The organism is Streptomyces sp. BBFR51 (assembly GCF_044591655.1).
GTDB lineage: Bacteria > Actinomycetota > Actinomycetes > Streptomycetales > Streptomycetaceae > Streptomyces.
Map to the genome: position 1 here is coordinate 5,651,443 of NZ_CP172448.1, position 23,883 is coordinate 5,675,325.

At 70.9% G+C, this 23,883-nt stretch carries 24 protein-coding genes and 1 riboswitch; of the genes, 12 read left to right on the forward strand and 12 right to left on the reverse strand.

Annotation, left to right across the window (positions count from 1 at the left end; all coding sequences use genetic code 11):
- Positions 1 to 69 precede the first annotated feature (69 nt).
- Together ACGH7X_RS25975 and hisN are read right to left on the reverse strand one after the other, a co-directional pair.
- Positions 70 to 477 carry a cyclic nucleotide-binding/CBS domain-containing protein gene (locus tag ACGH7X_RS25975; RefSeq protein WP_399888589.1) on the reverse strand — a complete coding sequence of 136 codons (408 nt, stop codon included), beginning with the start codon at positions 475 to 477 and terminating at the stop codon, positions 70 to 72.
- A 132-nt stretch (positions 478 to 609) separates the two neighbouring features.
- The gene (gene hisN, locus ACGH7X_RS25980) at positions 610 to 1,410 is read right to left on the reverse strand and encodes a histidinol-phosphatase (RefSeq protein WP_399888592.1); all 801 of its coding nucleotides are present in this window, start codon (positions 1,408 to 1,410) and stop codon (positions 610 to 612) included.
- Positions 1,411 to 1,558: 148 nt separating this feature from the next.
- Between hisN and ACGH7X_RS25985 the strand changes: the two genes are divergently transcribed.
- Positions 1,559 to 2,173, forward strand: coding sequence for a TetR/AcrR family transcriptional regulator (locus ACGH7X_RS25985; RefSeq protein WP_399888595.1), 615 nt, complete (start codon positions 1,559 to 1,561; stop codon positions 2,171 to 2,173).
- Positions 2,174 to 2,192: 19 nt separating this feature from the next.
- Here the strand turns inward: ACGH7X_RS25985 and ACGH7X_RS25990 are convergent, their stop codons facing one another.
- The 4 genes from ACGH7X_RS25990 to ACGH7X_RS26005 form a co-directional block, all read right to left on the reverse strand.
- Positions 2,193 to 2,516: a multidrug efflux SMR transporter gene (locus tag ACGH7X_RS25990; RefSeq protein ID WP_271320278.1), complete on the reverse strand. Its 324-nt coding sequence runs from the start codon at positions 2,514 to 2,516 to the stop codon at positions 2,193 to 2,195.
- Positions 2,517 to 2,668: 152 nt separating this feature from the next.
- The gene (rsgA, locus tag ACGH7X_RS25995; RefSeq protein WP_399888599.1) at positions 2,669 to 3,682 is read right to left on the reverse strand and encodes a ribosome small subunit-dependent GTPase A; all 1,014 of its coding nucleotides are present in this window, start codon (positions 3,680 to 3,682) and stop codon (positions 2,669 to 2,671) included.
- 12 nt (positions 3,683 to 3,694) lie between these two features.
- Positions 3,695 to 5,011 (reverse strand): 3-phosphoshikimate 1-carboxyvinyltransferase, encoded by a 1,317-nt coding sequence (gene aroA, locus ACGH7X_RS26000; protein WP_399888602.1) that lies wholly within the window; start codon positions 5,009 to 5,011, stop codon positions 3,695 to 3,697.
- Between the two features lie 126 nt (positions 5,012 to 5,137).
- Positions 5,138 to 5,860 (reverse strand): M50 family metallopeptidase, encoded by a 723-nt coding sequence (locus ACGH7X_RS26005; protein ID WP_399888605.1) that lies wholly within the window; start codon positions 5,858 to 5,860, stop codon positions 5,138 to 5,140.
- A 50-nt stretch (positions 5,861 to 5,910) separates the two neighbouring features.
- Here ACGH7X_RS26005 and ACGH7X_RS26010 point away from each other — a divergent pair, with 50 nt between their 5' ends.
- The 10 genes from ACGH7X_RS26010 to ACGH7X_RS26055 all read left to right on the forward strand — a co-directional run bounded on the left by ACGH7X_RS26010 (position 5,911) and on the right by ACGH7X_RS26055 (position 16,407).
- Positions 5,911 to 6,726 (forward strand): SOS response-associated peptidase, encoded by an 816-nt coding sequence (locus ACGH7X_RS26010; RefSeq protein ID WP_399888608.1) that lies wholly within the window; start codon positions 5,911 to 5,913, stop codon positions 6,724 to 6,726.
- Between the two features lie 40 nt (positions 6,727 to 6,766).
- Positions 6,767 to 7,420: an alpha/beta family hydrolase gene (locus tag ACGH7X_RS26015; RefSeq protein ID WP_399897357.1), complete on the forward strand. Its 654-nt coding sequence runs from the start codon at positions 6,767 to 6,769 to the stop codon at positions 7,418 to 7,420.
- Positions 7,421 to 7,701: 281 nt separating this feature from the next.
- Complete coding sequence (gene sigR, locus ACGH7X_RS26020) at positions 7,702 to 8,385, forward strand: RNA polymerase sigma factor SigR (protein WP_087807317.1); 684 nt, start codon at positions 7,702 to 7,704, stop codon at positions 8,383 to 8,385.
- Entirely contained in the window at positions 8,382 to 8,693 is a 312-nt protein-coding gene (gene rsrA, locus ACGH7X_RS26025; RefSeq protein ID WP_399888612.1) for a mycothiol system anti-sigma-R factor, read from the forward strand. Before sigR ends, rsrA begins: the two co-directional genes overlap by 4 nt.
- A gap of 109 nt (positions 8,694 to 8,802) precedes the next feature.
- Positions 8,803 to 10,158, forward strand: coding sequence for an HD-GYP domain-containing protein (locus ACGH7X_RS26030; RefSeq protein WP_399888616.1), 1,356 nt, complete (start codon positions 8,803 to 8,805; stop codon positions 10,156 to 10,158).
- 505 nt (positions 10,159 to 10,663) lie between these two features.
- Positions 10,664 to 11,812 carry an HD-GYP domain-containing protein gene (locus tag ACGH7X_RS26035; protein WP_399888619.1) on the forward strand — a complete coding sequence of 383 codons (1,149 nt, stop codon included), beginning with the start codon at positions 10,664 to 10,666 and terminating at the stop codon, positions 11,810 to 11,812.
- Between the two features lie 113 nt (positions 11,813 to 11,925).
- Positions 11,926 to 12,906 (forward strand): tetratricopeptide repeat protein, encoded by a 981-nt coding sequence (locus ACGH7X_RS26040; protein ID WP_399888622.1) that lies wholly within the window; start codon positions 11,926 to 11,928, stop codon positions 12,904 to 12,906.
- Between the two features lie 132 nt (positions 12,907 to 13,038).
- Positions 13,039 to 13,689, forward strand: coding sequence for a peptide deformylase (def, locus tag ACGH7X_RS26045; protein ID WP_399888626.1), 651 nt, complete (start codon positions 13,039 to 13,041; stop codon positions 13,687 to 13,689).
- 259 nt (positions 13,690 to 13,948) lie between these two features.
- Positions 13,949 to 15,034, forward strand: coding sequence for an epi-isozizaene synthase (gene cyc1 / locus ACGH7X_RS26050; protein ID WP_399888628.1), 1,086 nt, complete (start codon positions 13,949 to 13,951; stop codon positions 15,032 to 15,034).
- On the forward strand, positions 15,031 to 16,407 hold the full coding sequence (locus ACGH7X_RS26055; RefSeq protein ID WP_399888631.1) for a cytochrome P450: 1,377 nt from the start codon (positions 15,031 to 15,033) through the stop codon (positions 16,405 to 16,407). The genes cyc1 and ACGH7X_RS26055 overlap by 4 nt, the downstream gene beginning before the upstream one ends.
- A 3-nt stretch (positions 16,408 to 16,410) precedes the next feature.
- Here the strand turns inward: ACGH7X_RS26055 and ACGH7X_RS26060 are convergent, their stop codons facing one another.
- On the reverse strand, positions 16,411 to 17,379 hold the full coding sequence (locus ACGH7X_RS26060) for a GlxA family transcriptional regulator (protein ID WP_399888635.1): 969 nt from the start codon (positions 17,377 to 17,379) through the stop codon (positions 16,411 to 16,413).
- 92 nt (positions 17,380 to 17,471) lie between these two features.
- Here ACGH7X_RS26060 and ACGH7X_RS26065 point away from each other — a divergent pair, with 92 nt between their 5' ends.
- Complete coding sequence (locus ACGH7X_RS26065) at positions 17,472 to 17,717, forward strand: hypothetical protein (protein WP_399888638.1); 246 nt, start codon at positions 17,472 to 17,474, stop codon at positions 17,715 to 17,717.
- On the opposite strand, the gene ACGH7X_RS26070 is transcribed toward ACGH7X_RS26065, so the two are convergent.
- The 5 genes from ACGH7X_RS26070 to ACGH7X_RS26090 all read right to left on the reverse strand — a co-directional run bounded on the left by ACGH7X_RS26070 (position 17,630) and on the right by ACGH7X_RS26090 (position 23,854).
- A complete protein-coding gene (locus ACGH7X_RS26070; protein WP_399888641.1) occupies positions 17,630 to 18,643 on the reverse strand; it encodes a ribonucleotide-diphosphate reductase subunit beta in 1,014 nt (337 codons plus the stop codon). The genes ACGH7X_RS26065 and ACGH7X_RS26070 overlap by 88 nt on opposite strands.
- Positions 18,643 to 21,036 carry a ribonucleoside-diphosphate reductase subunit alpha gene (locus tag ACGH7X_RS26075; RefSeq protein WP_399888644.1) on the reverse strand — a complete coding sequence of 798 codons (2,394 nt, stop codon included), beginning with the start codon at positions 21,034 to 21,036 and terminating at the stop codon, positions 18,643 to 18,645. The genes ACGH7X_RS26070 and ACGH7X_RS26075 overlap by 1 nt, the downstream gene beginning before the upstream one ends.
- Positions 21,037 to 21,182: 146 nt before the next feature.
- Positions 21,183 to 21,286: riboswitch (cobalamin riboswitch) on the reverse strand.
- Between the two features lie 90 nt (positions 21,287 to 21,376).
- A complete protein-coding gene (locus tag ACGH7X_RS26080; protein ID WP_399888647.1) occupies positions 21,377 to 21,883 on the reverse strand; it encodes a GNAT family N-acetyltransferase in 507 nt (168 codons plus the stop codon).
- Positions 21,884 to 21,956: 73 nt separating this feature from the next.
- The gene (mctP, locus tag ACGH7X_RS26085; RefSeq protein ID WP_399888650.1) at positions 21,957 to 23,567 is read right to left on the reverse strand and encodes a monocarboxylate uptake permease MctP; all 1,611 of its coding nucleotides are present in this window, start codon (positions 23,565 to 23,567) and stop codon (positions 21,957 to 21,959) included.
- The gene (locus ACGH7X_RS26090) at positions 23,564 to 23,854 is read right to left on the reverse strand and encodes a DUF3311 domain-containing protein (protein WP_399888652.1); all 291 of its coding nucleotides are present in this window, start codon (positions 23,852 to 23,854) and stop codon (positions 23,564 to 23,566) included. Before ACGH7X_RS26090 ends, mctP begins: the two co-directional genes overlap by 4 nt.
- Between the last annotated feature and the right edge of the window lie 29 nt (positions 23,855 to 23,883).

Genomic DNA, 23,883 nt, shown 5'->3' on the forward strand with positions numbered 1-23,883 from the left:
GAATGGATGTGACTTTGGAACTGCACTAAACTTAGACAAGGTCCATTGTAGGGTTCGGGGGTCGCCGCGTCAGGCGGTCACCACCGGGGCGTTGTGGGGTGAGCGCGCCGGCGCCCAGCAGCGGATGATGTCGCGCACCGAGACGATGCCCGCGGGCTCGCCGTGTTCGAGCACGATGAGGTGGCGGAAGCCGCCGTGCACCATGGCCCCGGCCGCCTCCTCCACGGTCCAGGACGGCGCGGCGAAGACGACGTCGGTGGTGGTGTGGGCGTGGGCGCGCTCGGTGTCCGGGTCCTGGCCCCGGCCCACGGAGACGAGGACGTCGCGTTCGGTGAGGATGCCGATGCCGCCGGCGTCGGGGTCGTACACCACGGCCGCGCCGACGCGGCGCGCGGACATCAGGGCGGCGGCCTGGCGGAGCGTGTGGGCGGGACCGATGGTGAGGACGACCGTGCTCATGACTTCGCGGACGAGCATGGGTGGAGCCACCTCCTGCCGGTGATCCATGAGTTAGTTCATGGATTCACAAGTTCACAAGTGAAGGAACTTTCAGAGTGGCAGGTAAAGCACCGGTCAACAAGGGGGCGCGGAGGGCGAGTCGGCGGGCGCTCAGTAGCGCTGGTTGAGATACCCGAGCAGCTCGTCGTGGAGGCGGCCGTTCGACGCCGCCGCGTTGCCGCTGTGCGGTCCTGGGCGGCCGTCGAGGCCGGTGAAGGTGCCGCCCGCCTCCGTGACGATGATCGCGTTCGCGGCCATGTCCCAGAGGGAGAGCTCGGGTTCGGCGCAGATGTCGACCGATCCCTCGGCGACCATCATGTACGGCCAGAAGTCGCCGTAAGCGCGCGTGCGCCACACCTCGCGGGTCAGGTCGAGGAAGCCGTCCAGCCGGCCCTGCTCCTCCCAGCCGCCGAGCGACGAGTACGCGAAGGAGGCGTCGGAGAGCGTGGAGACCTGGGAGACGTGGAGCCGGTGGGCGGAGGTCAGGCTGCGGCCGGTGAACGCGCCGTGGTCCTGCACCGCCCACCAGCGGCGGCCGAGCGCCGGGGCGGAGACGAGGCCGACGACGGGCTGGTACCCGCCCTCGGCGGCTTCCGTGAGAGAGATGAGGGTGGCCCAGACGGGGACGCCGCGCACGTAGTTCTTGGTGCCGTCGATCGGGTCGATGACCCAGCGGCGGGGGCTGTTGCCCGCCACACCGAACTCCTCTCCCTGGACCGAGTCGCGGGGTCGGGCGCGGGCGAGGTGGCCTCGGATGAGTTCCTCGGCGGCCTTGTCGGCCTCGCTCACCGGGGTCATGTCCGGCTTCGTCTCGACCTTCAGGTCGAGGGCCTTGAAGCGGTCCATCGTCGCGGCGTCGGCGGCGTCCGCGAGGACGTGGGCGAGGCGGAGGTCGTCGAGGTAGTCGGGCATGCCGCCACGCTATCTGCCGCGGGCGGGGCGGGGCTACCAGGGGTTTGGCGGGCGTGGCGGGGCGCGGGAAGGGGCGCGAGGACCCTTGACAGTGTCCCCGTGCCCGTCAAATCTGTGCAGCAAGTCGCTCGGCCCGAGGGAGGCGAGGGTGCCTGCAGCCCGGGAGTCCCTGCTCGATGCCGCATTTACGGCGTTGGCGCGCCGGCCGTGGTCCGCCGTGCGGATGGTGGACGTCGCCGCGGCGGCCGGGGTGTCCCGGCAGACGCTGTACAACGAGTTCGGCAGCAAGGAGGGCCTCGCCCGGGCGCTCGTCCGGCGGGAGGCCGACGGCTATCTCGCCGGCGTGGAGCGCGCCCTCTCCGGGCCCAGCGACCCGCGCGAACGACTCACCGCCACCGCCGAGTGGATGATGTCCGCCGCCCACGACAACGCGCTGGTCCGGGCCATGCTCACCGGCTGCTGGAGTGAGCGGCTGCCCTCGCCTGCCCTCACCGCGGTGCCGTCCGCCTCCGCGGTACCGGCCCAGCGCCGCGCCGACGGTCCGCTGCCCTCGCCCGGCGACTTCGTGAGCCTCGTCCGCGACCGCGCCGTGGCCGTCCTGAACGGCGCCGGCCCGCTCCCGCGGCCGGACGCCGCCGAGCTGGCCCGCTCCTGCGAACTGGCCGTACGGCTCGCCCTGTCCTGCGTCGCGGCGCCGCCCGCCGTCGAGGGCGGGGTGGCGGAACTCGTACGCACCGCCCTGCCCCGCCAGTTGACGGCGTAGCGGTCGGCGCGGCGGCGGATCAGTGCGCCGAGCCCGACAACTGCAGCCCGATCACGCCGATGATGACGAAGCTGATCGAGACGATCTTCAGGGTCGAGACCAGGTCACCGAGGAAGATCATGCCGTAGATGGCGGTCCCTGCCGCGCCGATGCCGGTCCACACCGCGTACGCGGGGCCGACGTCGAGCTTCTTCAGGGACATGGTCAGCAGACCGAAACTGCCCAACGCGAAGGCGCAGAAGGCGACGGTGGGCCAGAGCCGGGTGAAGCCGTGCGACAGCTTCAGACAGACGGCGAAGCCGGTTTCGAGCACCCCGGCCACTATGACCAGCAGCCACGCCATGTCTTGTCCTCCCGTAGTCCCGTACCGTGACCGCTGCGTCGATGTCGATCAGTGGCGTCGTCCGGCGTCGTCCGGCTCTTTGCTCAGGCTTGGTTCCGGCTTGGTGCGATTATGCACTTACCGGTGCCACGCCACGGCAAACAACGCGGAGGTCAGTCGCCTTCCTTCCGTTCCCGTGTCGACAGCAGCCGGCGCAGCGAGTACAGCCGGGCCGGGTCGGCGTGCCCCTCGGCCACCCACGCGTCCAGCGCGCAGTCGGGCTCGTCGTGGCTGCACGCGCGCGGGCAGCCCTCCGTGCCGGGCACCAGGTCGGGGAAGGCGTTGATCACCCGGGACGGGTCGATGTGCGCCAGCCCGAACGACCGTACGCCCGGAGTGTCGACGACCCAGCCGCCCCCCTCCGAGGACAGCGGCAGGGCGAGCGCCGAGGTCGTCGTGTGGCGGCCGCGTCCCGTCACCGCGTTGACGTGGCCCGTCACCCGGCGCCGGTCCTCGGGCACCAGGGTGTTGACGAGCGTCGTCTTGCCGACACCGGAGTGGCCGACGAAGGCCGTGATCTTCCCGTCCAGATGCTCGCGTACGAGGTCCGCGGCGGCGCCGTTCTCCAGTTCCTCGCGGCTGGTGACGACATACGGGATGTCCAACGCGCCGTACAGCTCGAGGAATTCGTCGGGCGACGCGAGGTCGGACTTGGTCATGACGAGCAGCGGGGTGAGGCCGCCGTCGAACGCCGCGACCAGGCACCGGTCGATGAGGCGGGGGCGCGGCTCGGGGTCGGCGAGGGCCGTGACGATGGCGAGCTGGTCGGCGTTGGCGACGACCACCCGCTCGTAGGGGTCGTCGTCGTCCGCCGTGCGGCGCAGCACCGAGGTGCGCTCCTCGATGCGGACGATGCGCGCGAGCGTGTCCTTCTTGCCGGTCAGGTCGCCCACCAGCGCCACCCGGTCGCCGACGATCGCCGCCTTGCGGCCCAGCTCGCGCGCCTTCATCGCCATGACGATCCGGTCGTCGACGAGACAGGTCAGTCGCCCGCGGTCCACGGTGAGGACCAGACCCTCCGCGGCGTCCTCGTGCTTGGGCCGGGTGTGCGTGCGCGGCCGGTTGCCCTTGCGGTTGGGGCGGGAGCGGATGTCGTCCTCGTCGGTGTGCTTGCCGTAGCGGCGCATGGCGATCTGTCCCTACGCCCCGAGCATCCCGGTCCACAGGTCGGGGAAGTCGGGCAGGGTCTTGGCGGTGGTCGCCACGTTCTCGATCTGCACCCCCTCCACCGCGAGGCCGATGACGGCACCGGCGGTGGCCATGCGGTGGTCCTCGTAGGTGTGGAAGATCCCGCCGTGCAGGCGGCGCGGGCGGATGTGCAGGCCGTCCGCGGTCTCGGTGACGTCACCGCCGAGTTCGTTGATCTCCTTGGTGAGCGCGGCCAGCCGGTCCGTCTCGTGCAGCCGCAGGTGGGCGACGCCGCGCAGGGTCGAGGGGGAGTCCGCGAGGGCGGCGACGGCCGCGATGCCCGGGGTCAGCTCGCCGACCTCGCCCAGCTCCACGTCGATGCCGTGGACCGCACCCGATCCGGTGAAGACGAGCCCATAGTCGGTCAGTTCGCAGGAACCGCCCATTTCGGTGAAGATCTCGCGCAGCAGGTCACCGGGCTGGGTGGTGCGGGCCGGCCAGTCGGGGATCACGACCTTGCCGCCGGTCACCAGAGCCGCCGCCAGGAACGGCTGGGCGTTGGACAGGTCCGGCTCGATCGTCAGGTCCCGGCCGAGCAGCGCGCCCGGCGTGACCCGCCAGACGTTCGGCTCGCCGCCGGACTCCGGGGTGTCGACCTGCGCGCCGACCGAGCGCAGCATGTCGACGGTCATGCGGATGTGCGGCATGGAGGGCAGCGCGGAGCCGGTGTGCCGGACCTCGACGCCCTGGTTGAAGCGCGGCCCCGAGAGCAGCAGGGCGCTGACGAACTGGGAGGACGACGACGCGTCGATCTCCACCGGGCCGCCCTCCAGCGCGCCTCCGCCGTGCACGGTCAGCGGCAGCGCGCCGCGCCCGTCGTCGTCGATGCGGGCTCCCAGCGCGCGCAGCGCGTCGATCACGCCGTGCAGCGGACGCTCGTACGACCGCGGGTCGCCGTCGAAGCGGACGGCGCCGTCGGCGAGCGTGGCGACCGGCGGCAGGAAGCGCATGACCGTGCCCGCGTTGCCGACGTCGACCGTGGCGGGACCGCGCAGGCCCGCCGGGATGACCCGCCAGAACTCGCCGGTGCCCTCCGGACCGACGCCCTCCTCGATCTCGACGCCCATCGCGCGCAGCGCCTCGGCCATCAGCAGCGTGTCGCGGGAGCGCAGCGGGCGGCGCAGCCAGCCGGGCTCGGAGGCGAGGGCGGCCAGCACCAGGGCACGGTTGGTGACCGACTTGGACCCGGGCACGTGGACGGTCGCGTCGACGGCTCCGCTCGCGTGCGGGGCGGGCCAGAGGGCGGTGTGCGCGGGGTTCACGGTCATGGGCCCCACTTTAATGGCTGAGGACGACCGGAGATCTTGATCAAAAGCGGCGAAACCTGACCGAAAACGCAACAGTGCAATTGCCGTGCATATATGCGGCACCACGGGGGAGACGGGGCGCCCCGTTCACAGCTCCAGCAGCCAGCGGCCCCCGCCGATCAGCGAGCACAGCGACACCGCGTGGAACAGGAAGAACCACACCCCGGCGGGCGCGTGCGTCAGCCGCGCCAGCTGGTCCGCGTCCGAGTCGCCCGCACCGCCCCGCGCCCGCTTGGCCTGCAGCTCGAAGGCCGGGCGCACCCCGCCGAGCAGCAGGAACCACACCACCGCGTACGCGAACGCCGCCTGCACCTGCGGTCCGGCCAGCCACGACACCAGGACGAAGGTGCCGCCGGTGACCACCACCGTCAGGACCCCGTACGCGTTGCGGACCATCACCAGCAGGGCGACGAGCAGCACCGTCGCCAGCCACAGCAGCAGGGTGATGCGTCCCGCGGCCAGCAGCGCCGAGCCGCCGAGACCGAGCAGTGGGGGAGCGGTGTAGCCGGCGACCGCGGTGAGGATCATCCCGACGCCGTGCGGCTTGCCCCGGCTGACGGTCAGGCCGCTGGTGTCCGAGTGCAGGGTGATGCCCGTCAGGGTGCGCCCGGTGACCAGGGCCACGAGTCCGTGACCGCCCTCGTGGGCGATGGTGATCGCGTTGCGGGCTATCCGCCACGACCCGCGTGTCGCCACGACGGCGAGGGCGGCCGCCAGAGTCGCGATCACCACCCACAGGTCGGGATCGGGCTGGGTGCCGGAGACCTCGTCCCACAGGGAGGTGAGCGAGGCCGTTGCGAGGTGGTCCATGTTCGGTGAGGGCTCCTCGTTGACGCGCAGGGTCTGGCAGTGTGGCACGTATGTGCGGACGGTATGCGGCGAGTCGTCGACCCGAGGATCTCGCGGGAATCTTTGAAATCGAGAAGTGGGACCCCAAGGAGAGCTTGGAGCCCGACTACAACGTGGCCCCCACCAAGGAGGTCTACGCCGTCCTGGACCGTCCCCTGAAAGACGCCGAGGACCCGGAGCCGGTTCGCCAGCTGCGGAAGTTGAAGTGGGGCCTCGTCCCCTCCTGGTCCAAGACGCCCGAGGGCGGCGCACGGATGATCAACGCCCGCGCGGAGACCGTCCACGAGAAGCCGTCCTACCGCCGCGCCTTCACCACCCGGCGCTGCATCCTGCCCGCCGACGGCTACTACGAGTGGGTCACCGGCACGCAGGAGCGGGACCTGGAGGTGGAAGGGCGCAAGAAGCGGCCCCGCAAGCAGCCGTACTTCGTCACGCCCGCCGACGGCTCCGTGTTCGCCATGGCCGGGCTGTACGAGTTCTGGCGGGACAAGACACTGCCGGACGACCACCCGCAGGCCTGGTGGGTGACGTGCTCCGTGATCACCACCGAGGCCGAGACCACGCCGCTCGCCGTCGCCCCGGCCGACGGCCCGCACGCCCTCGCCGACATCCACCCGCGGATGCCGCTGATGCTGACGCCGGACCGCTGGGACGACTGGCTCGACCCGGCGCACACCGACCCCGACGAGCTGACCTCCCTGCTGGCACCCCCGCCCGCCGGGCTGATGCGGGCCTTCCCCGTCTCCACGGCCGTCAGCAATGTCCGCAACAACGGTCCTGAGCTGCTCAAGGAGCTGGAGGCGCCGGAAGAGGGCACACTCTTCTGACGTGACCAGCGACACCAGTGATACGAGCGACACCAGCGACATGGGTGACACCAGCGCCACGACCGAGAGCGTCGACACCGAAGCCGGCCCCGCCCGCATCACCTGGCACCCGGCGAAGAAGCCGCGCCTCGTGCTCGCCGTGAGCCACGGCGCGGGCGGCGGCATCGAGGCGCGCGACCTGAGGGCGCTGGCGGCCGCACTGCCCGCGCACGGGGTGAGCGTCGCCCTCGTCGAGCAGCCCTGGCGGGTGGCCGGCAAGAAGCTGGCGCCCGCGCCGAAGACCCTGGACACCGGCTGGCGGGGCATCTGGCCCGCGCTCGCCGCGCCCGGGCTGCCGGTGATCTCGGGGGGCCGCAGCGCGGGCGCCCGCGTCGCCTGCCGGACCGCGACCGAACTGGGCGCCCGCGCCGTCCTCGCGCTCAGCTTCCCTCTGCACCCGCCCGGCAAGCCCGAGAAGTCCCGCGCCGCCGAGCTGCTCGGGGCCGGCGTGTCCACTCTCGTCGTACAGGGCGGCAACGACCCCTTCGGCAGGCCCGGGGAGTTCCCCGACGCCCCCGAGGGGACCTACGACCTGACCGAGGTGCCGTACGGCGATCACGGCTTCGCGGTGCCCAAACGGGCGGAGATCACCCAGGACGGAGCGTTGGAGCTGATCACCGACGCGGTCGCGCAGTGGGTCCGCCCACTCGGCTGAACGGCCGGGAATGACCGGCGGGCGGCCACTGTTGTGCGGGACGTACGTTGCTGGGAATCAGCACCGACGCCCCCGTAGGAGAGGAAGTCCGCCGCATGGGTTCAGCCTTCTGCCCGAGTCGCAGCAGCCGCGCCGACCTGGACTGGACGGTGCTGCACGCGGCGAAGACCGCCCCTGTTCGGGCGGCGGGCGGACCGAATCGTCAAGCATCCCCGACCGCAGGTCGTCTATCCTCCGATTCGAGTGAGACCGGTCTCGGTTTCACGACGTCACTGGAGGAGGTGGGTCCGGTCACTGGGACCGACGCAGGGACCGAACACGGCCAGGCGGAGCAGCCCGAGGGCCGGGGTACGGACGCGGAGTCGACCGCGGAGCGCAGCGCGCGCTTCGAGCGGGACGCGCTGGAGTTCCTCGACCAGATGTACTCGGCAGCGCTGCGCATGACGCGTAATCCGGCCGACGCCGAGGACCTGGTGCAGGAGACCTACGCCAAGGCGTACGCGTCCTTCCACCAGTTCCGCGAGGGCACCAACCTCAAGGCGTGGCTGTACCGCATCCTCACCAACACCTTCATCAACTCGTACCGCAAGAAGCAGCGCGAACCCCAGCGCAGCGCGGCCGAGGAGATCGAGGACTGGCAGCTCGCGCGCGCCGAGTCGCACATGTCGACTGGTCTGCGCTCCGCCGAGTCGCAGGCGCTCGACCACCTGCCCGACTCGGACGTGAAGCAGGCGCTCCAGGCGATCCCCGAGGAATTCCGTATCGCCGTGTATCTGGCGGACGTCGAGGGCTTTGCCTACAAGGAGATCGCCGACATCATGGGGACACCCATCGGTACGGTGATGTCCCGGCTGCACCGTGGACGCCGTCAGCTGCGCGGCATGCTGGAGGACTACGCCCGCGACCGCGGCCTGGTCCCCGCCGGCGCCGGAGAGTCGAACGAAGCGAAAGGCTCGGGGTCATGAGCTGCGGAGAGCCGCACGAGACGGATTGCAGCGAAATCCTCGATCATCTCTACGAGTTTCTCGACAAAGAGATGCCGGACTCGGACTGCGTGAAGTTCGAGCACCACTTCGAGGAATGCTCGCCCTGCTTGGAGAAGTACGGTCTCGAGCAGGCCGTGAAGAAGCTGGTCAAGCGGTGCTGCGGACAGGACGACGTGCCCGGTGACCTGCGCGCCAAGGTCATGGGGCGGCTGGACCTGATCCGTTCCGGACAGACCGTGCCCGAGCACGACGTCACGGCCGCACCTTCGGCTCCGCAGGAGTCCTGAGTCCTCCGGCGTCACTCGTACGTGCTAATCCGCGGGTTATCTGCCCGCGGCCTCCTCGCCGCCGCCCTAGGCTCCTGAGCCTGGACAGGCGTGGCCGGGGGAGGGGCTCATGGATGCGGTACCGGCGCGGGCTCGGCTGTACGTAGCCGTTGTCGCCCTCGCCGCGCTGCTCTGCTTGCGGCCGCTGCCGGCGGTGCACGCGCCCTGGTGGGCGGTGCTGCTGCTCGCCGGGCTGTACGCGGGTTCCGAGCTGGTCGCGCGGTCCCGTTTCGTCGGGACCTGTTACCCGGTACTGCTCGCCGGCGCCTTCCTGCTGCCGCCGCCCGCCGCGGCGCTCGTCGCACTGCCGGGGGCCCTGCTGTCCCCGGTGCCGCGGCGGCCCTTCGCCCTGAGGCGGGTATGGCGGGCCGCGCAGCTGACACTCGCCGTCTGGGCCGCCGCCGGTGTGCACTGGCGGCTCGGCGGGCGGGACGCGGTCGTCGAGCCCGACTTCCCGTACGCGCTCCTGCCGGCCGGGGCCGCGGTACTGGCGTTCTGCCTGGTGCTCACCCTGCTGGACGGCGGCATCCTGACGCTCGCCGACCACGTGCCGGTGAGCCGGGCATGGCGGGGCCTGTTCTCCCGGTCGCTCGCGCCCATCGCCGTGCATGGGCTCGCCGGGCTGATGATGGCGGTCCTGTGGCGCAGCCCGTACGGTCCGGTGGCCGCGCTGCTCGTCCTGCTGCCGATGTGCGTGGCATGGTGGGCGTTCGCCCAGTACCACCGGGAGCGCGCCGCGCACCAGGCCACCATCCGCGCGCTGGTGCAGGCCGTCGACATCAAGGACGGCTACACCCGCGGCCACAGTGAACGCGTCGGCCAGGCCTCGATGATGATCGCCCGCGAACTCGGCATGGACGACGAGCGCGTCGAGACCCTCCGCTTCGCCGGGATCCTGCACGACGTGGGCAAGCTCGGCGTGCCCACCCGGCTGCTGCGCAAGGACGGGCCACTGACGCCCGAGGAGCGGCGGGTGATCGAGTTGCACCCCGAGTACGGGCACGAGATGGTGCGCGGCATCCGCTTCCTGGGCGAGGCCCGCGCCGCCGTCCTCCATCACCACGAACGGCTGGACGGCAGCGGCTACCCCTACGGACTGGTCGGCGACCGCATCCCCGAGTCGGCCCGGGTGGTGGCCGTCGCCGACGCCTTCGACGCGATGACGTCCACGCGCTCCTACAGCAGGGCCCGTCCCGTCGCGACGGCGCTGGAGGAGCTCCAGCGGTGCGCCGGGGGACAGTTCGACCCACGGATGGTGCGGGCGCTGGTGCGCGCCCTCGGCCGCCAGGGCTGGCGCCCGTCGGTGACGGCGGACGGCAACCCTGCCCACCCGGCCCACCCTGCCCACCCGGCGGTCCCGGCCGACCCGGCGGTCCCGGGCCGGGACGAGCCCGCGCGGGACAGTGTCGCCAAGGGGGCACCATGACACGGGCGGAGACACCGGCGCGACGGCAACACCGACGTCCGCGGCGCGGTGGGTTGCCGGACGCGGCGGCTGCGGTGCCGGGCGTCGTTCGTCACCCCGCACCCCATCCCGCCGCCGCACCCCACCGGCCCTCATCCGCTCGGCCCCGGTCCGCAGACGCCCGATGTCGGCGGCGCCCGTCCGTAGACGCTCGACGTCGGCGGCCCCCGTCCGCAGACGCCCGACTCCAGCGGCACCCGTGCCCCGCACGCACATGTGGCCGTGTGGGTGGGTGTGCGTCATGACGCCCTTCCAGTCGCGGGCCCAGTCCCCGTCCCGGTCGCCCTCGCCGCCCCCGCGAGGGGCGCGGTCTCCCTTCCGGGTCGGGGCCCCGCCTCCGTCCGCGCCCCGCTTCCCGGGAAAGCCCCGGTCCCGGTGGGGACAGTCGGCGGCCCTTCCACTCGTACCGGCCTGCGCCGGGCTTCTCGCGCTCGGCTGCCTCGCCTCGGTGCTGTGGTCGGGGCCCGTGCAGCGGCCCGTCGCGCTTGCCTTCGGGGCCCTCGTCGCCCTCGGCGAGCTGACCCGGCGGACCGGTACCGAGGCCCGGGAGGCGGCTCCCCTCGGGGCCGCCGGAGCACTGGCCTACGCGCTGCTCGCAGACGTCGCCGGGCAGCCCACGCGGCACGGCGTCGCGCAGACCGTCACCGTCGTGCTCGCCGCCTCACTGCTCGGCAGCGTGCCCTACGTCGCCCGCGGCAGCGGACCCGTCCTCGACCACCTGGCGCGGCGCGTGCTCACCGTCGCCTTCGCCGCCGTGTGCTTCCAGCCGCTGTCCAACCAGGGCGTCTTCCGCGACTGGAGCGGCCCCGCCTACGCGCTGCTGCTGATCGGGCTGCTCGCCCTGACCACGCTGTGCGACGCCGTGCTCGCCGCGGCACCCGCGCACGCGCGCACCGGATGGCCCTTCGGCCCGCTGCTGCGCGAGGAACTGCGCGGCATGGTCGGCATCACGTCCGCGGTGTGCGCGACCGGCGCGGTGATGGCGCTCGCGGTGGGCGTCGCGGGACTGTGGGCGCTCCCCGTCTTCTCCGTCCCCCTGCTGCTCGCCCAGCTCTCCTACCGCCGGTACGCGGCCGTCCGGGCCACCTACCGGCAGACCATCGCCTCCCTGGCCCGCGCCACCGAGATCGCCGGGTACACCCCGGCCGGGCACGCCCGCCGCGTCGCCGAACTCGGGGTGGCCGTCGGACGGGACCTGGGACTGTCCGGGGCCGAGCTGACCGTGCTGGAGTACGCGGCCCTCATGCACGACATCGGCCAGCTGAGCCTGGTCGACCCGGTCCCGGCGGGAGCCACCGCCGACCTGCCCCTCGCCGAACAGCGGCGGATCGCGCTGCTCGGCGGGGCCGTCGTCCGCCAGACCGGCGTCGACGCGGAGGTCGCGGTGGTGGTGGAGCGGCAGGCCGATCCCTGCCGGGAGCAGCCGGTCGCGGCGAGGATCGTGCGTGCCGTGAACGCCTACGAGGAGAAGACGCGGGACGCCGGACCCGGCGGCGGCCTCGCGGCGCTTGAGGAACTGCGCCTGGCCACCGGGGGCGACTACGCTCCCGACGTCGTCGAAGCGCTGGCCCGAGTGCTTTCGCGAGGCAGTCTTACGGCGCCCGCGGCTGGGTAACCCATGGGTAATGAGCGCCCTTACAGCCGTACGTGGTTTGATGCCCAGGAGAGGGTGTCCGGGGGCGCGAAAGGCACAGCCAGCCCACAGAACGGAACTGGCAGGCGGGAATCGTGAGGATCTTCGGCAAGGCACGGCACCGGCCCTCCGCCTCCTGGCGGCAGGCCACCGACCGCGCGTTCACGCTGATCGGCGACGGTCGCTACGAGGACGCGGGCGCGCTGCTGACGCGGGCGGCCGACCTGGAGCCCTGGCTGTCGGAGTCCTGGTTCAACCTGGCCCTGCTGCACAAGTTCCGGCACGACTGGGAGCAGGCGAGGGCCGCCGGTCTGCGGGCCGTGGCGCTGCTCGACCGGGACTCCGGCGCCCCCGACTGGTGGAACGTCGGCATCGCCGCCACCGCCCTCCAGGACTGGCCGCTGGCCCGCCGGGCCTGGCAGGCCTACGGGCTGCGCACCCCCGGGGACCCCACGGACGCCGGTGAGCCGCTCGGCATGGACCTCGGCAGCGCGGCCGTACGGCTGTCCCCGGAGGGCGAGGCCGAGGTCGTGTGGGGGCGGCGCCTGGACCCCGCCCGCGTCGAGGTGCTGTCCATCCCGCTGCCCTCCTCCGGCCGGCGCTGGGGCGAGGTCGTCCTGCACGACGGTGTGCCGCACGGGGAGCGGACGACCGGTGCGGGGCACTCCTACCCCGTCTTCGACGAGATCGAGCTGTGGGCGCCGTCGCCCGTGCCCACCTGGGTGGTCCTCCTGGAGGCCGCCACCGAGTCCGACCGGGACGCCCTGGAGCAGCTGGCCGCCGACGCCGGGTTCGCCGCCGAGGACTGGTCGTCCTCGGTCCGGCTGCTGTGCCGGATGTGCTCGGAGTCCCGGATGCCGTCCGACGAGGGCGAGGGCGAGCACCTCGACCCCCACGACCACAGCGAACCGGGCCACCCGGGCCCCCTGGGCCACCGCACCGACGGCCAGCTGTGGGTGCCCGAGCGGGAGTGCGGGGTGGCCGCGCCGGCCGCGCTGGTGCGGGGGTTGCTGGACGGGTGGGTCGCGGACAGTCCGGACTCCCGTGACTGGCGGGACCTGGAAGAGGTCTGCTGAGCGGCCCCGTAGTCTTTGCCGGGACAGTCTTTGTCGGGACAGTGTCTGTCAGGACAGTCTCTGTCAGGACGTTCCAGCAGCAGTCACCATCAGCACCACCCCTTGGTTGTACGAGGAAGGCATACGTCGGTCATGGCCCAGCAGGACACCGATCAGCAGCGCACGGGCGTGCTCCCCGTGGACGACGACGGCTTCGTCGTCGACACCGAGGACGGCGAGGAGCGCGAGGCCGACTGGCGCGGGCGCGGCACCCCGCGTCCGATCACGGTGGTCGGCAACCCGGTGCTGCACAAGGAGTGCGAGGACGTCACCGACTTCGGCGAGGAGTTCCAGCAGCTGGTGGCGGACATGTTCGCCAGCCAGCGCACCGCCGAGGGCGTGGGCCTGGCCGCCAACCAGATCGGCGTCTCCAAGAAGGTCTTCGTCTACGACTGCCCCGACGACGAGGGCGTCCGCCACGTCGGCGTGGTCTGCAACCCGGTCCTCGTCGAACTGCCCGCCGACCGGCGCAGCCTGGACGACAGCAACGAGGGCTGCCTGTCCGTGCCGACCGCCTACGCGCCGCTCGCCCGCCCCGACTACGCCGAGGTGACCGGGCAGGACGAGAAGGGCAACCCGGTCAAGGTGCGGGGCACCGGTTACTTCGCACGGTGTTTGCAGCACGAGACGGATCACCTGTACGGGTACCTGTACATCGACCGGCTCTCCAAGCGCGAACGCAAGGACGCGCTGCGGCAGATGGCCGAGAACGAGCCGCGCTACCCCGTGGTCCCGAACGACTGACACCGCATCACCCTTCACTCATCTCCCTTGCGCACGGCGCCCGTTCGGGTCTTCCCCGAACGGGCGCCGTTCGTCTGTGTGCGTCTGCCGAAACCTGCCACACAACAGGAGAATTCCGGCATCGTGGGGTAGTGAATGAAGCAAATCCGTTCCCAGAACGGTCAGTTGTGGTGCTGAATGGGAAGTGCGGGGATACGCAACGGCGCACGCCCCGCTCAGCGAGAGGGGTGCGCCACCGGCGGCTGAGAGGGGTTTGTTCGTGCATGCTTTCTCACACGGCACCACAGCGACACCGACCGCGATCGCAGTACCGTCATCGCTCCGTCTTCCGGTGATCGAGGCGGCATTTCCCCGGCAACTGCACTCGTATTGGCCGAAGCTCCAGGAGAAGACACGTACCTGGCTGCTGGAAAAACGGCTCATGCCGGCGGACAAGGTCGAGGAATATGCCGACGGCCTGTGCTACACGGACCTCATGGCGGGGTACTACCTGGGCGCCCCCGACGAGGTCATGCAGGCGATAGCCGACTACAGCGCGTGGTTCTTCGTCTGGGACGACCGGCACGACCGTGACATCGTCCACGGCCGTCCCGCGGCCTGGCGGCGACTGCGTGGCCGGCTGCACACGGCACTCGACTCACCCGGGGACCACCTGCACCACGAGGACACCCTGGTGGCGGGCTTCGCCGACAGTGTGCGCCGGCTCTACGCCTTCCTGCCGGCGACGTGGAACGCCCGGTTCGCCCGGCACTTCCACGCGGTGATCGAGGCGTACGACCGGGAATTCCACAACCGCACCCGCGGAATCGTGCCCGGCGTGGAGGAGTACCTCGAACTGCGCCGGCTCACCTTCGCACACTGGATCTGGACCGACCTGCTGGAGACCAGCTCCGGCTGCGCACTCCCGGACGCCGTCCGGAAACACCCGGCATATCACCGGGCGGCGCTGCTGAGCCAGGAATTCGCCGCCTGGTACAACGACCTCTGCTCGCTGCCGAAGGAAATAGCGGGCGACGAGGTACACAATCTCGGAATCAGTCTCATCACCCATCACGCACTCACCCTGGAAGAAGCCATCGGAGAAGTCAGGCGACGCGTCGAGGAATGCATCAACGAATTCCTCGTAGTGGAGCAGGACGCCTTACGGTTCGCCGACGAACTCGCCGACGGAACCGTACGCGGAAAGGAACTGAGCGGCGCCGTGCGGGCCAACGTCGGCAATATGCGGAACTGGTTCAGTTCCGTCTACTGGTTCCACCACGAGTCCGGCCGGTACATGGTCGACAGCTGGGACGACCGGTCCACGCCCCCGTACGTCAACAACGAAGCGGCAGGTGAGAAATGACCGTCGAGTCCGTCAACCCCGAGACCCGTACGGAAGCGGCACAGGAGCTGCGCGAGCCGCCCGTGGCGGGTGGCGGCGTGCCGCTGCTCGGCCACGGCTGGAGGCTGGCCCGCGACCCGCTGGCCTTCATGTCCCAGCTGCGCGACCACGGCGACATCGTGCGCATCAAGCTCGGCCCGAAGACCGTCTACGCGGTCACGAACCCGGAGCTCACCGGCGCCCTCGCCCTGAGCCCCGACTACCACATAGCCGGCCCGCTCTGGGAGTCGCTGGAGGGCCTGCTCGGCAAGGAGGGCGTGGCGACCGCCAACGGGCCGCTGCACCGCCGTCAGCGGCGCACCATCCAGCCGGCGTTCAAGCTCGACGCCATCCCCGCCTACGGACCGATCATGGAGGAGGAGGCACACGCGCTCACCGAGCGCTGGCAGCCGGGGCAGACCGTCGACGCCACCTCCGAGTCCTTCCGGGTCGCCGTGCGCGTAGCGGCCCGCTGCCTGCTGCGCGGGCAGTACATGGACGAGCGGGCCGAGCGGCTGTGCGTCGCGCTCGCCACCGTCTTCCGGGGCATGTACCGGCGCATGGTGGTCCCGCTCGGACCGCTCTACCGGCTGCCGCTTCCGGCCAACCGCCAATTCAACGACGCCTTGGCCGATCTGCATCTGCTGGTCGACGAGATCATCGCCGAGCGCCGGGCATCCGGTCAAAAGCCGGACGATTTGCTCACGGCATTGCTGGAGGCGAAGGACGACAATGGCGACCCGATCGGGGAACAGGAGATCCACGACCAGGTCGTCGCGATACTCACCCCCGGCAGTGAAACCATCGCGTCCACGATCATGTGGTTGCTGCAGGCACTTGCCGCCCACCCGGAACATGCCGACCGCATACGCGACGAAGTCGAAGCGGCCACCGGCGGACGCCCCGTGGCATTCGAGGATGTCCGGGGGCTCACGCACACCGGCAATGTCATCGTGGAGGCCATGCGTTTGCGCCCCGCCGTATGGGTATTGACGCGGCGCGCGGTGGCCGAGACCGAACTCGGTGGCTATCGCATTCCGGCCGGGGCGGACATCATCTACAGTCCGTACGCAATCCAACGCGATGCGAAGTCGTACGCCGACAACCTGGAGTTCGACCCGGATCGGTGGCTGCCGGAACGCGCGAAGAATGTGCCGAAATACGCCATGAAGCCGTTCAGTGTGGGCAATCGGAAGTGCCCCAGTGACCACTTCTCGATGGCGCAGCTGACGCTGATCACGGCCGCGCTCGCCACCAAGTACCGCTTCGAGCAGGTGGCGGGCTCGAACGACGCGGTCCGGGTGGGCATCACCCTGCGTCCGCACGACCTGCTGGTCAGGCCCGTGGCCAGGTGACGTTCAGGCGGCGGCCTCCGGGCCCCGGAAGGTGCGCCGGTAGGCGTGCGGGGTCGTGCCCAGGGTCCTGACGAACTGGTGCCTCAGGGCGGCCGCCGTACCGAAACCGGCGCGCCAGGCGATCGTGTCCATCGTCTCGTCCGTCGCCTCGAGCAGCCGCTGGGCCAGCAGGACGCGCTGGCGCAGGAGCCAGCGGTAGGGAGTCGTGCCGGTCTCCTGCTGGAAGCGGCGGGCGAAGGTGCGCGGGGACATGTGCGCCCGGGCCGCCAACTGCTCGACGGCGACCTCCTCGTCGAGGTGCTGCTCCATCCAGGCCAGCACCTCGCCGACGGTGTCGCAGGAGGAGCGCGGCAGCGGGCGTTCGATGTACTGCGCCTGCCCGCCGTCCCGGTGCGGCGGCACCACCATGCGCCGGGCGATCTTGTTCGCGACCTCCGGGCCCTGCTCCTTGCGCACGATGTGCAGACAGGCGTCGATGCCGGAGGCGGTCCCGGCGGAGGTGATCACCGGGTCCTCGTCGACGTAGAGCACATCCGGCGCCACCCGGGCCCGCGGGTACTGCCGGCTCAGCTCGGCCGCGTGGTGCCAGTGCACCGCGCACCGCCGCCCGTCCAGGAGCCCGGCGGCGCCCAGGACGAAGGCCCCGGAGCACACGCTCAGTACGCGCGCGCCCCGGTCCGTCGCTCTGCGCAGGGCGTCCAGCAGCTCGGGCGGGTACTCCCGGCGGACGAAGTCGCTGCCGGCCGGCACGGCGATCAGGTCGGCCTCCTCCAGCCGCTCGAGACCGTACGGCGTGGAAACGGTCAGCCCGCCGACATGGGTGCTCAGCTCGGGGCCCTCCGCGGAGACCACCGCGAAGTCGTACCCCGGCAGGCCCTCGTCGCTCCGGTCGATGCCGAAGACCTCGCAGATCACGCCGAGTTCGAAGGGATGCGCGCCGTCCAGCAGGACGGCGGCCACGTTGTGCAGCATGCCGCCAGTGTGCCTCGTCAGTGGCAGGAAATCGAGGTCCTACGGCAGTCCTGCCACTCCCGGTAAGGAGTATCCGGCGTGACAGTGGTGTCATGACCGGAAACCAGATAGAAGGCCTTGTCGGAATGCTCGCGACCTTCGGACTCCTCGTCCTGATGGTCCTCCCCTCGGTGATCGGCATCGTGCGCGAGAGGCGCATCGACCGGCAGATCAGGGAGGCCCACGAGGACGAGGGCCACAGAAGGGAGACTCAGAAGTCCTCGGACAGGTCGACGGTGCCCTCCACCGCCACCTGGTACGCCGAGGGACGCCGCTCGAAGAAGTTGGTCAACTCCTGAACGCCCTGGAGCTCCATGAAGGAGAAGGGGTTCTCGGAGCCGTACACCGGGGCGAAGCCGAGACGCGTCAGACGCTGATCGGCCACGCACTCCAGGTACTGCCGCATCGAGTCGGTGTTCATGCCCGGGAGGCCGTCGCCGCACAGGTCGCGCGCGAACTGCAGCTCGGCCTCGACGGCCTCCCTCAGCATGTCGGTGACCTGCTCCCGGAGCGCGTCGTCGAACAGCTCCGGCTCCTCCTTGCGCACGGTGTCGACGACGTCGAAGGCGAAGGACATGTGCATCGTCTCGTCCCGGAACACCCAGTTGGTGCCGGTGGCCAGGCCGTGCAGCAGGCCCCGGCTGCGGAACCAGTAGACGTAGGCGAAGGCGCCGTAGAAGAACAGGCCCTCGATGCACGCGGCGAAGCAGATGAGGTTGAGCAGGAAACGGCGCCGGTCGGCCTTGGTCTCCAGGCGGTCGATCGACTCGACCGAGTCCATCCACTTGAAGCAGAACCCGGCCTTCTCACGGATCGAGGGGATGTTCTCCACGGCCGCGAAGGCCGCGTTGCGGTCCTCCGGATCGGGCAGGTAGGTGTCCAGCAGCGTCAGATAGAACTGGACGTGGACGGCCTCCTCGAAGAGCTGGCGGGACAGGTACAGCCGCGCCTCGGGGGAGTTGATGTGCTTGTAGAGGGTCAGCACCAGGTTGTTCGCGACGATCGAGTCGCCGGTGGCGAAGAAGGCCACCAGCCGGCCGATGAGGTGCTGCTCCTCGGGGCTGAGCTTCGCGAGGTCCGTGACGTCCGAGTGGAGGTCGACCTCCTCCACGTGCCAGGTGTTCTTGATGGCGTCCCGGTAGCGCTCGTAGAAGTCCGGGTAGCGCATGGGGCGGAGAGTCAGTTCGAAGCCCGGGTCGAGCAGGTTCTTGGTGTTCTCGTTCATTACTGGCAGGCCTCGCAGGACTCGGGGTTTTCCAGGGAGCAGGCGACGGCGTCTTCGGCGGCCGGCTGCTGGACGGGGACGGGGACGGTGGCTCGGGCGGCCGCGCGGGCGATCCGGGTCGCCGGGCGCGAGCGCAGGTAGTACGTGGTCTTCAGGCCCCGCTTCCAGGCGTAGGCGTACATCGAGGAGAGCTTTCCGATGGTCGGCGTCTCCAGGAACAGGTTCAGCGACTGGGCCTGGTCGAGGTACGGGGTGCGGGCGGCGGCCATGTCGATCAGGCCGCGCTGCGGGATCTCCCAGGCGGTGCGGTACAGCGCGCGCACGTCCTCGGGGATCCACGAGAAGTCCTGCACCGAGCCGTTCGCCTCGCGCAGCGCCTCCCTGGTGCGGGCGTCCCACACGCCGAGCCGCTTGAGGTCGTCCACCAGGTACGAGTTGACCTGGAGGAACTCCCCGGACAGCGTCTCGCGCTTGAAGAGGTTGGACACCTGCGGCTCGATGCACTCGTAGACACCGGCGATGGAGGCGATGGTGGCGGTCGGCGCGATGGCCAGGAGCAGGGAGTTGCGCAGCCCGGTGGTGGCCATGCGCGCGCGCAGCGCGGCCCAGCGCTCCGGCCAGGTGAACTCGACGCCGTAGTGGTCGGGGTGCAGCACGCCCTGGGCCGTACGGGTCTTCTCCCAGGCCGGCGCGGGGCCGCCCCGCTCGGCGAGGTCGGCGGAGGTCTCGTACGCGGCGAGCATGATCCGCTCGGCGATGCGGGTGGACAGGGCCTTCGCCCCGGGCGAGTCGAAGGGCAGGCGCAGCTGGAAGAAGACGTCCTGGAGGCCCATCGCGCCCAGGCCCACCGGGCGCCAGCGGGCGTTGGAGCGGCCCGCCTGCTCGGTCGGGTAGAAGTTGATGTCGACGACCCGGTCGAGGAAGGTGACGGCGGTGCGGACGGTGGCGTCCAGCCGCTCCCAGTCCATGTCGCCCCGCGCGCGGTCGACGAACGCGCCGAGGTTGACCGAGCCCAGGTTGCAGACCGCCGTCTCCCCGTCGTCGGTGACCTCCAGGATCTCCGTGCAGAGGTTGGAGGAGTGGACGACATGGCCGGGAGCGGCCGTCTGGTTCGCCGTCCGGTTGGCGGTGTCCTTGAAGGTCATCCAGCCGTTGCCGGTCTGCGCCAGCGTGCGCATCATGCGGCCGTACAGCTCCCGGGCCGGGAGCGTCCTGCGGGCCAGGCCCCTGGCCTCGGCCGCGCGGTAGGCGGCGTCGAACTCCTCGCCCCACAGGTCGACCAGCTCGGGGACGTCGGACGGTGAGAACAGCGACCAGGGTCCGTCGGCGTCCACCCGGCGCATGAACTCGTCCGGGATCCAGTGCGCGAGGTTCAGGTTGTGCGTGCGGCGGGCGTCCTCGCCGGTGTTGTCCCGCAGCTCCAGGAACTCCTCGATGTCGGCGTGCCAGGTCTCCAGGTAGACCGCCGCCGCACCCTTGCGCCGGCCGCCCTGGTTCACGGCGGCGACCGAGGCGTCGAGCGTCTTCAGGAACGGGACGATGCCGTTGGAGTGCCCGTTGGTGCCGCGGATCAGGGAACCCCGGGCGCGGACGCGGGAGTAGGCGATGCCGATGCCGCCGGCGTGCTTGGACAGGCGGGCGACCTGGTGGAGCCGGTCGTAGAGGGAGTCCAGCTCGTCCTTGGGGGAGTCCAGGAGGTAGCAGGACGACATCTGGGCGTGCCGGGTGCCGGAGTTGAACAGGGTGGGGGAGGAGGGCAGGTAGTCGAGGCGGCTCATCAGGCCGTACAGCGCGGCGACCTCGTCCACCGAGCGGATCGTGTCGTCCTCGGCGAGTCCGGCGGCGACCCGCAGCAGGAAGTGCTGGGGCGTCTCGATCGCCTTGCGGGTGATCGGGTGCCGGAGCAGGTAGCGGCTGTACAGGGTGCGCAGCCCGAAGTAGCCGAAGCGGTCGTCGGCGGTCGGGTCGACCAGCGCGTCCAGCCGGTCCGCGTGCAGCCGTACGAACGCGGCGGTGCGGTCGGCGATCAGGCCCTCGCGGTGGCCGGTGGCGACCGAGTCGGTGAAGCCGGCGACGCCCTGGGAGGCGGCCTCGGCGCGGATGGCGACGGTCAGCAGCCGGGCGGCCAGCCTCGAGTAGACCGGGTCCTCCGAGATGAGCCCGGCCGCCGCCTCCGTGGCCAGCTCGCGCAGTTCGGACTCGTCCGCGTGGGCGGACCGGCCGCGCAGCGCGGCGCCGGCGACCCGGCCGGGGTCGGCGCCGGGGAGGTCGGCGGTCAGTGCGGTCAGGGTCCGCAGCAGGGCGGCACCGGGCCCGTCGGGTTCCTCGGTCACCGGCGTCACTGAAGTCGTCACCGGGATCGCTGAAACCGGGTCGGCTGGCGCGATGGTCACGTGGGGGCACTCCCTCGCTCGGCACGGGGCCTGGCGGAGGGCAGGGGGCAGCACACGAGCGCACGCGGCGTCGCATCCACCGGCCCACTCCACGAGGCCCGGACGTCATGGCACCCGGACCGGGACGGCCGGGCACACTGTCGGCAGGTCCTCGGACTGAAGCCAGTGCGCGCTCACGTGGGAAACACGGATACGCGAACACGCACAAGTACACCGTTGCGGGACAGTTCCGGATTCGCACCGGATTCCCCTGCGACGACAGCGAGCATGAGCATACATCTTGTGCCGGGCTCCGCCAGCACCCCCAGATGTTGTGTCCGGATGGCGCGGCGAGCCGGTGTCAGAGCGTCAGTCGGTAGGTGAGGAGAGTGACGTCGTCCAGCTCCGGCAGCGGATTCCAGTCGCGGTCGGGTGTGCGGGTGAAGCCCAGACGCTCGTAGAGGCGGTGGGCGGTGCGCATGGTGCGCTGGGTCGACAGCACGATGCCGGTACAGCCCGCGACGGTCCTCGCCCGGTCGACGCAGGCCCGTACGAGAGCCTCGCCGGCCCCGCGTCCGCGTGCGTCGTGGGCGACGGCGAGCATGCGTATCTCGGCCTCGCCGGACCGGGCGATGTCCGCCATGGGGCCGCCGGACGGCACGAAGGTCGCCCCGCCGAGCACCCGGCCGTCCGCCGCGGCGACCAGCACCTCGGCGGCCGCCGCCCGCTTGGCCACGTCACGCAGCTCGCCGAGGTACACGTCGCTCTCCCCGAAGTCGAGGAGGCCGTCGCGCAGATAGGCCTGCGCGGTGATCTCGCCGAGGGGGTCGTACTCCTCGGCCGTCGCCTGCCGGATCACGAAGTCCATGACGCCGAGTGTGCCCCATGAGTACGACAACGGGCCGCCGGATTTCTCCGACGGCCCGCTGCGCAGGGTGTGCCTAGTGCGAGCTGCCCGCCGTGGCCGGCGGCAGTTCCACCTGGACGCCCGCGTCGCCGGCGTCCGCCGTGTAGTCGCCCGGCTTGGTCTCGTCGATGCCGTCGGGTGCCTTGACCGCTCGCAGGACGAAGGTCAGGACCACGGTGACCAGGACGTTCAGCACGAAGGCGGTGAGGCCGATGTAGCCGATCTCGCCGATGCCGGGGATCTCGTCGGAGGAGCCGCCGAAGTGCGCCTGCGTCGGCGAGGCCACCCCGTAGGCGGCGACCGTGCCGTAGACCATGCCGACCGCCCAGCCGCCGAGCAGCGCCCAGCGGTGGAACCAGCGGGTGAACAGGCCGCCGACCAGGGCCGGGAAGGTCTGCAGGATCCAGATGCCGCCGAGCAGCTGGAAGTTGATCGCGACGGTCTTGTCCATGCCCAGGACGAAGATCAGCGCGCCCACCTTCACCAGCAGCGACACCAGCTTGGAGACCTTCGTCTCCTGCTGCGGCGTGGCGTCCGGCTTGATGAAGTCCTTGTAGATGTTGCGGGTGAAGAGGTTCGCGGCCGCGATCGACATGATCGCCGCCGGGACCAGGGCACCGATACCGATGGCCGCGAAGGCCACACCGGCGAACCAGTCCGGGAACATGTTCTCGAACAGCTGCGGGATCGCCAGCTGCCCGTTGTCCACCTTGACCCCGGCCGCGATCGCCATGAAGCCCAGCAGCGCGAGCAGACCCAGCATCAGCGAGTACAGCGGCAGGATCGTGGTGTTGCGGCGGATCACCTCACGGCTGCGCGAGGACAGCGTCGCGGTGATCGAGTGCGGGTACATGAACAGTGCCAGCGCCGAGCCGAGCGCCAGGGTCGCGTACGTCCACTGGCCCCCCGCGTCCGGCACCACTCCGCCCTTGCCCGACGCGGCGAACTTGTCGCTCGCCGACGCGAAGATGTCGTCGAAGCCGCCCAGCTTGATCGGGATGTAGATGATCGCCACCGCGATCACGATGTAGATCAGCGTGTCCTTCACGAACGCGATCAGCGCGGGCGCGCGCAGCCCCGACGAGTAGGTGTACGCCGCCAGCACGCCGAAGGCGATCAGCAGCGGCAGGTCCTTGACGAACCAGTTGGTGTCCTCGCCGCCGCCGACGCCCATCACGTCCAGCACGGCCTGGATGCCGACCAGCTGGAGCGCGATGTACGGCATCGTCGCCAGGATGCCGGTGACGGCGACCGCCAGCGACAGCCCCTTCGAGCCGAACCGGCCGCGCACGAAGTCCGAGGTCGTCACGTACCCGTGCTTGTGCGAGACCGACCACAGGCGGGGCAGGAAGGTGAAGATCAGCGGGTAGACCAGGATCGTGTACGGCACCGCGAAGAAGCCGGCCGCGCCCGCCGCGTAGATCGCCGCGGGGACGGCCACGAAGGTGTACGCCGTATAGAGGTCGCCGCCCAGCAGGAACCAGGTGACCCAGGTGCCGAACGAGCGGCCGCCGAGGCCCCACTCGTCGAGGCTCTGCTCGTCCGCGGCCCGGCGCCAGCGGGCGGCCAGGAAGCCCATGGCGGTGACGGCCACGAAGAAGAAGATGAAGACGGCGAGTGCGACGCCGTTCACGCCGTCGTTCATCGCGACTCACCGCCCTTCGGGGTGGAGTGGGCGGCGGCGGTGTGGGCGGCACGCCCGCGCTGGTCGCGCTGCCACAGCTTGTACGCGGTCACCGTCAGCGTGGTGGAGATCAGCACCCACGCCATCTGGTACCAGTAGAAGAACGGGATGCCGATGAAGGTCGGGTCCGTCTTCGTGTACGAGCCGACCCACAGCATGGCGACGAACGGTGCGACGAGACAGAGGCCGATGACGACGCGCACCGGCGTCACCACCGGCTCTCTGCTCACTTCTGTGTCTTCTGACATGCGGCGGCTCCGTCCCCTCGCTGATCACC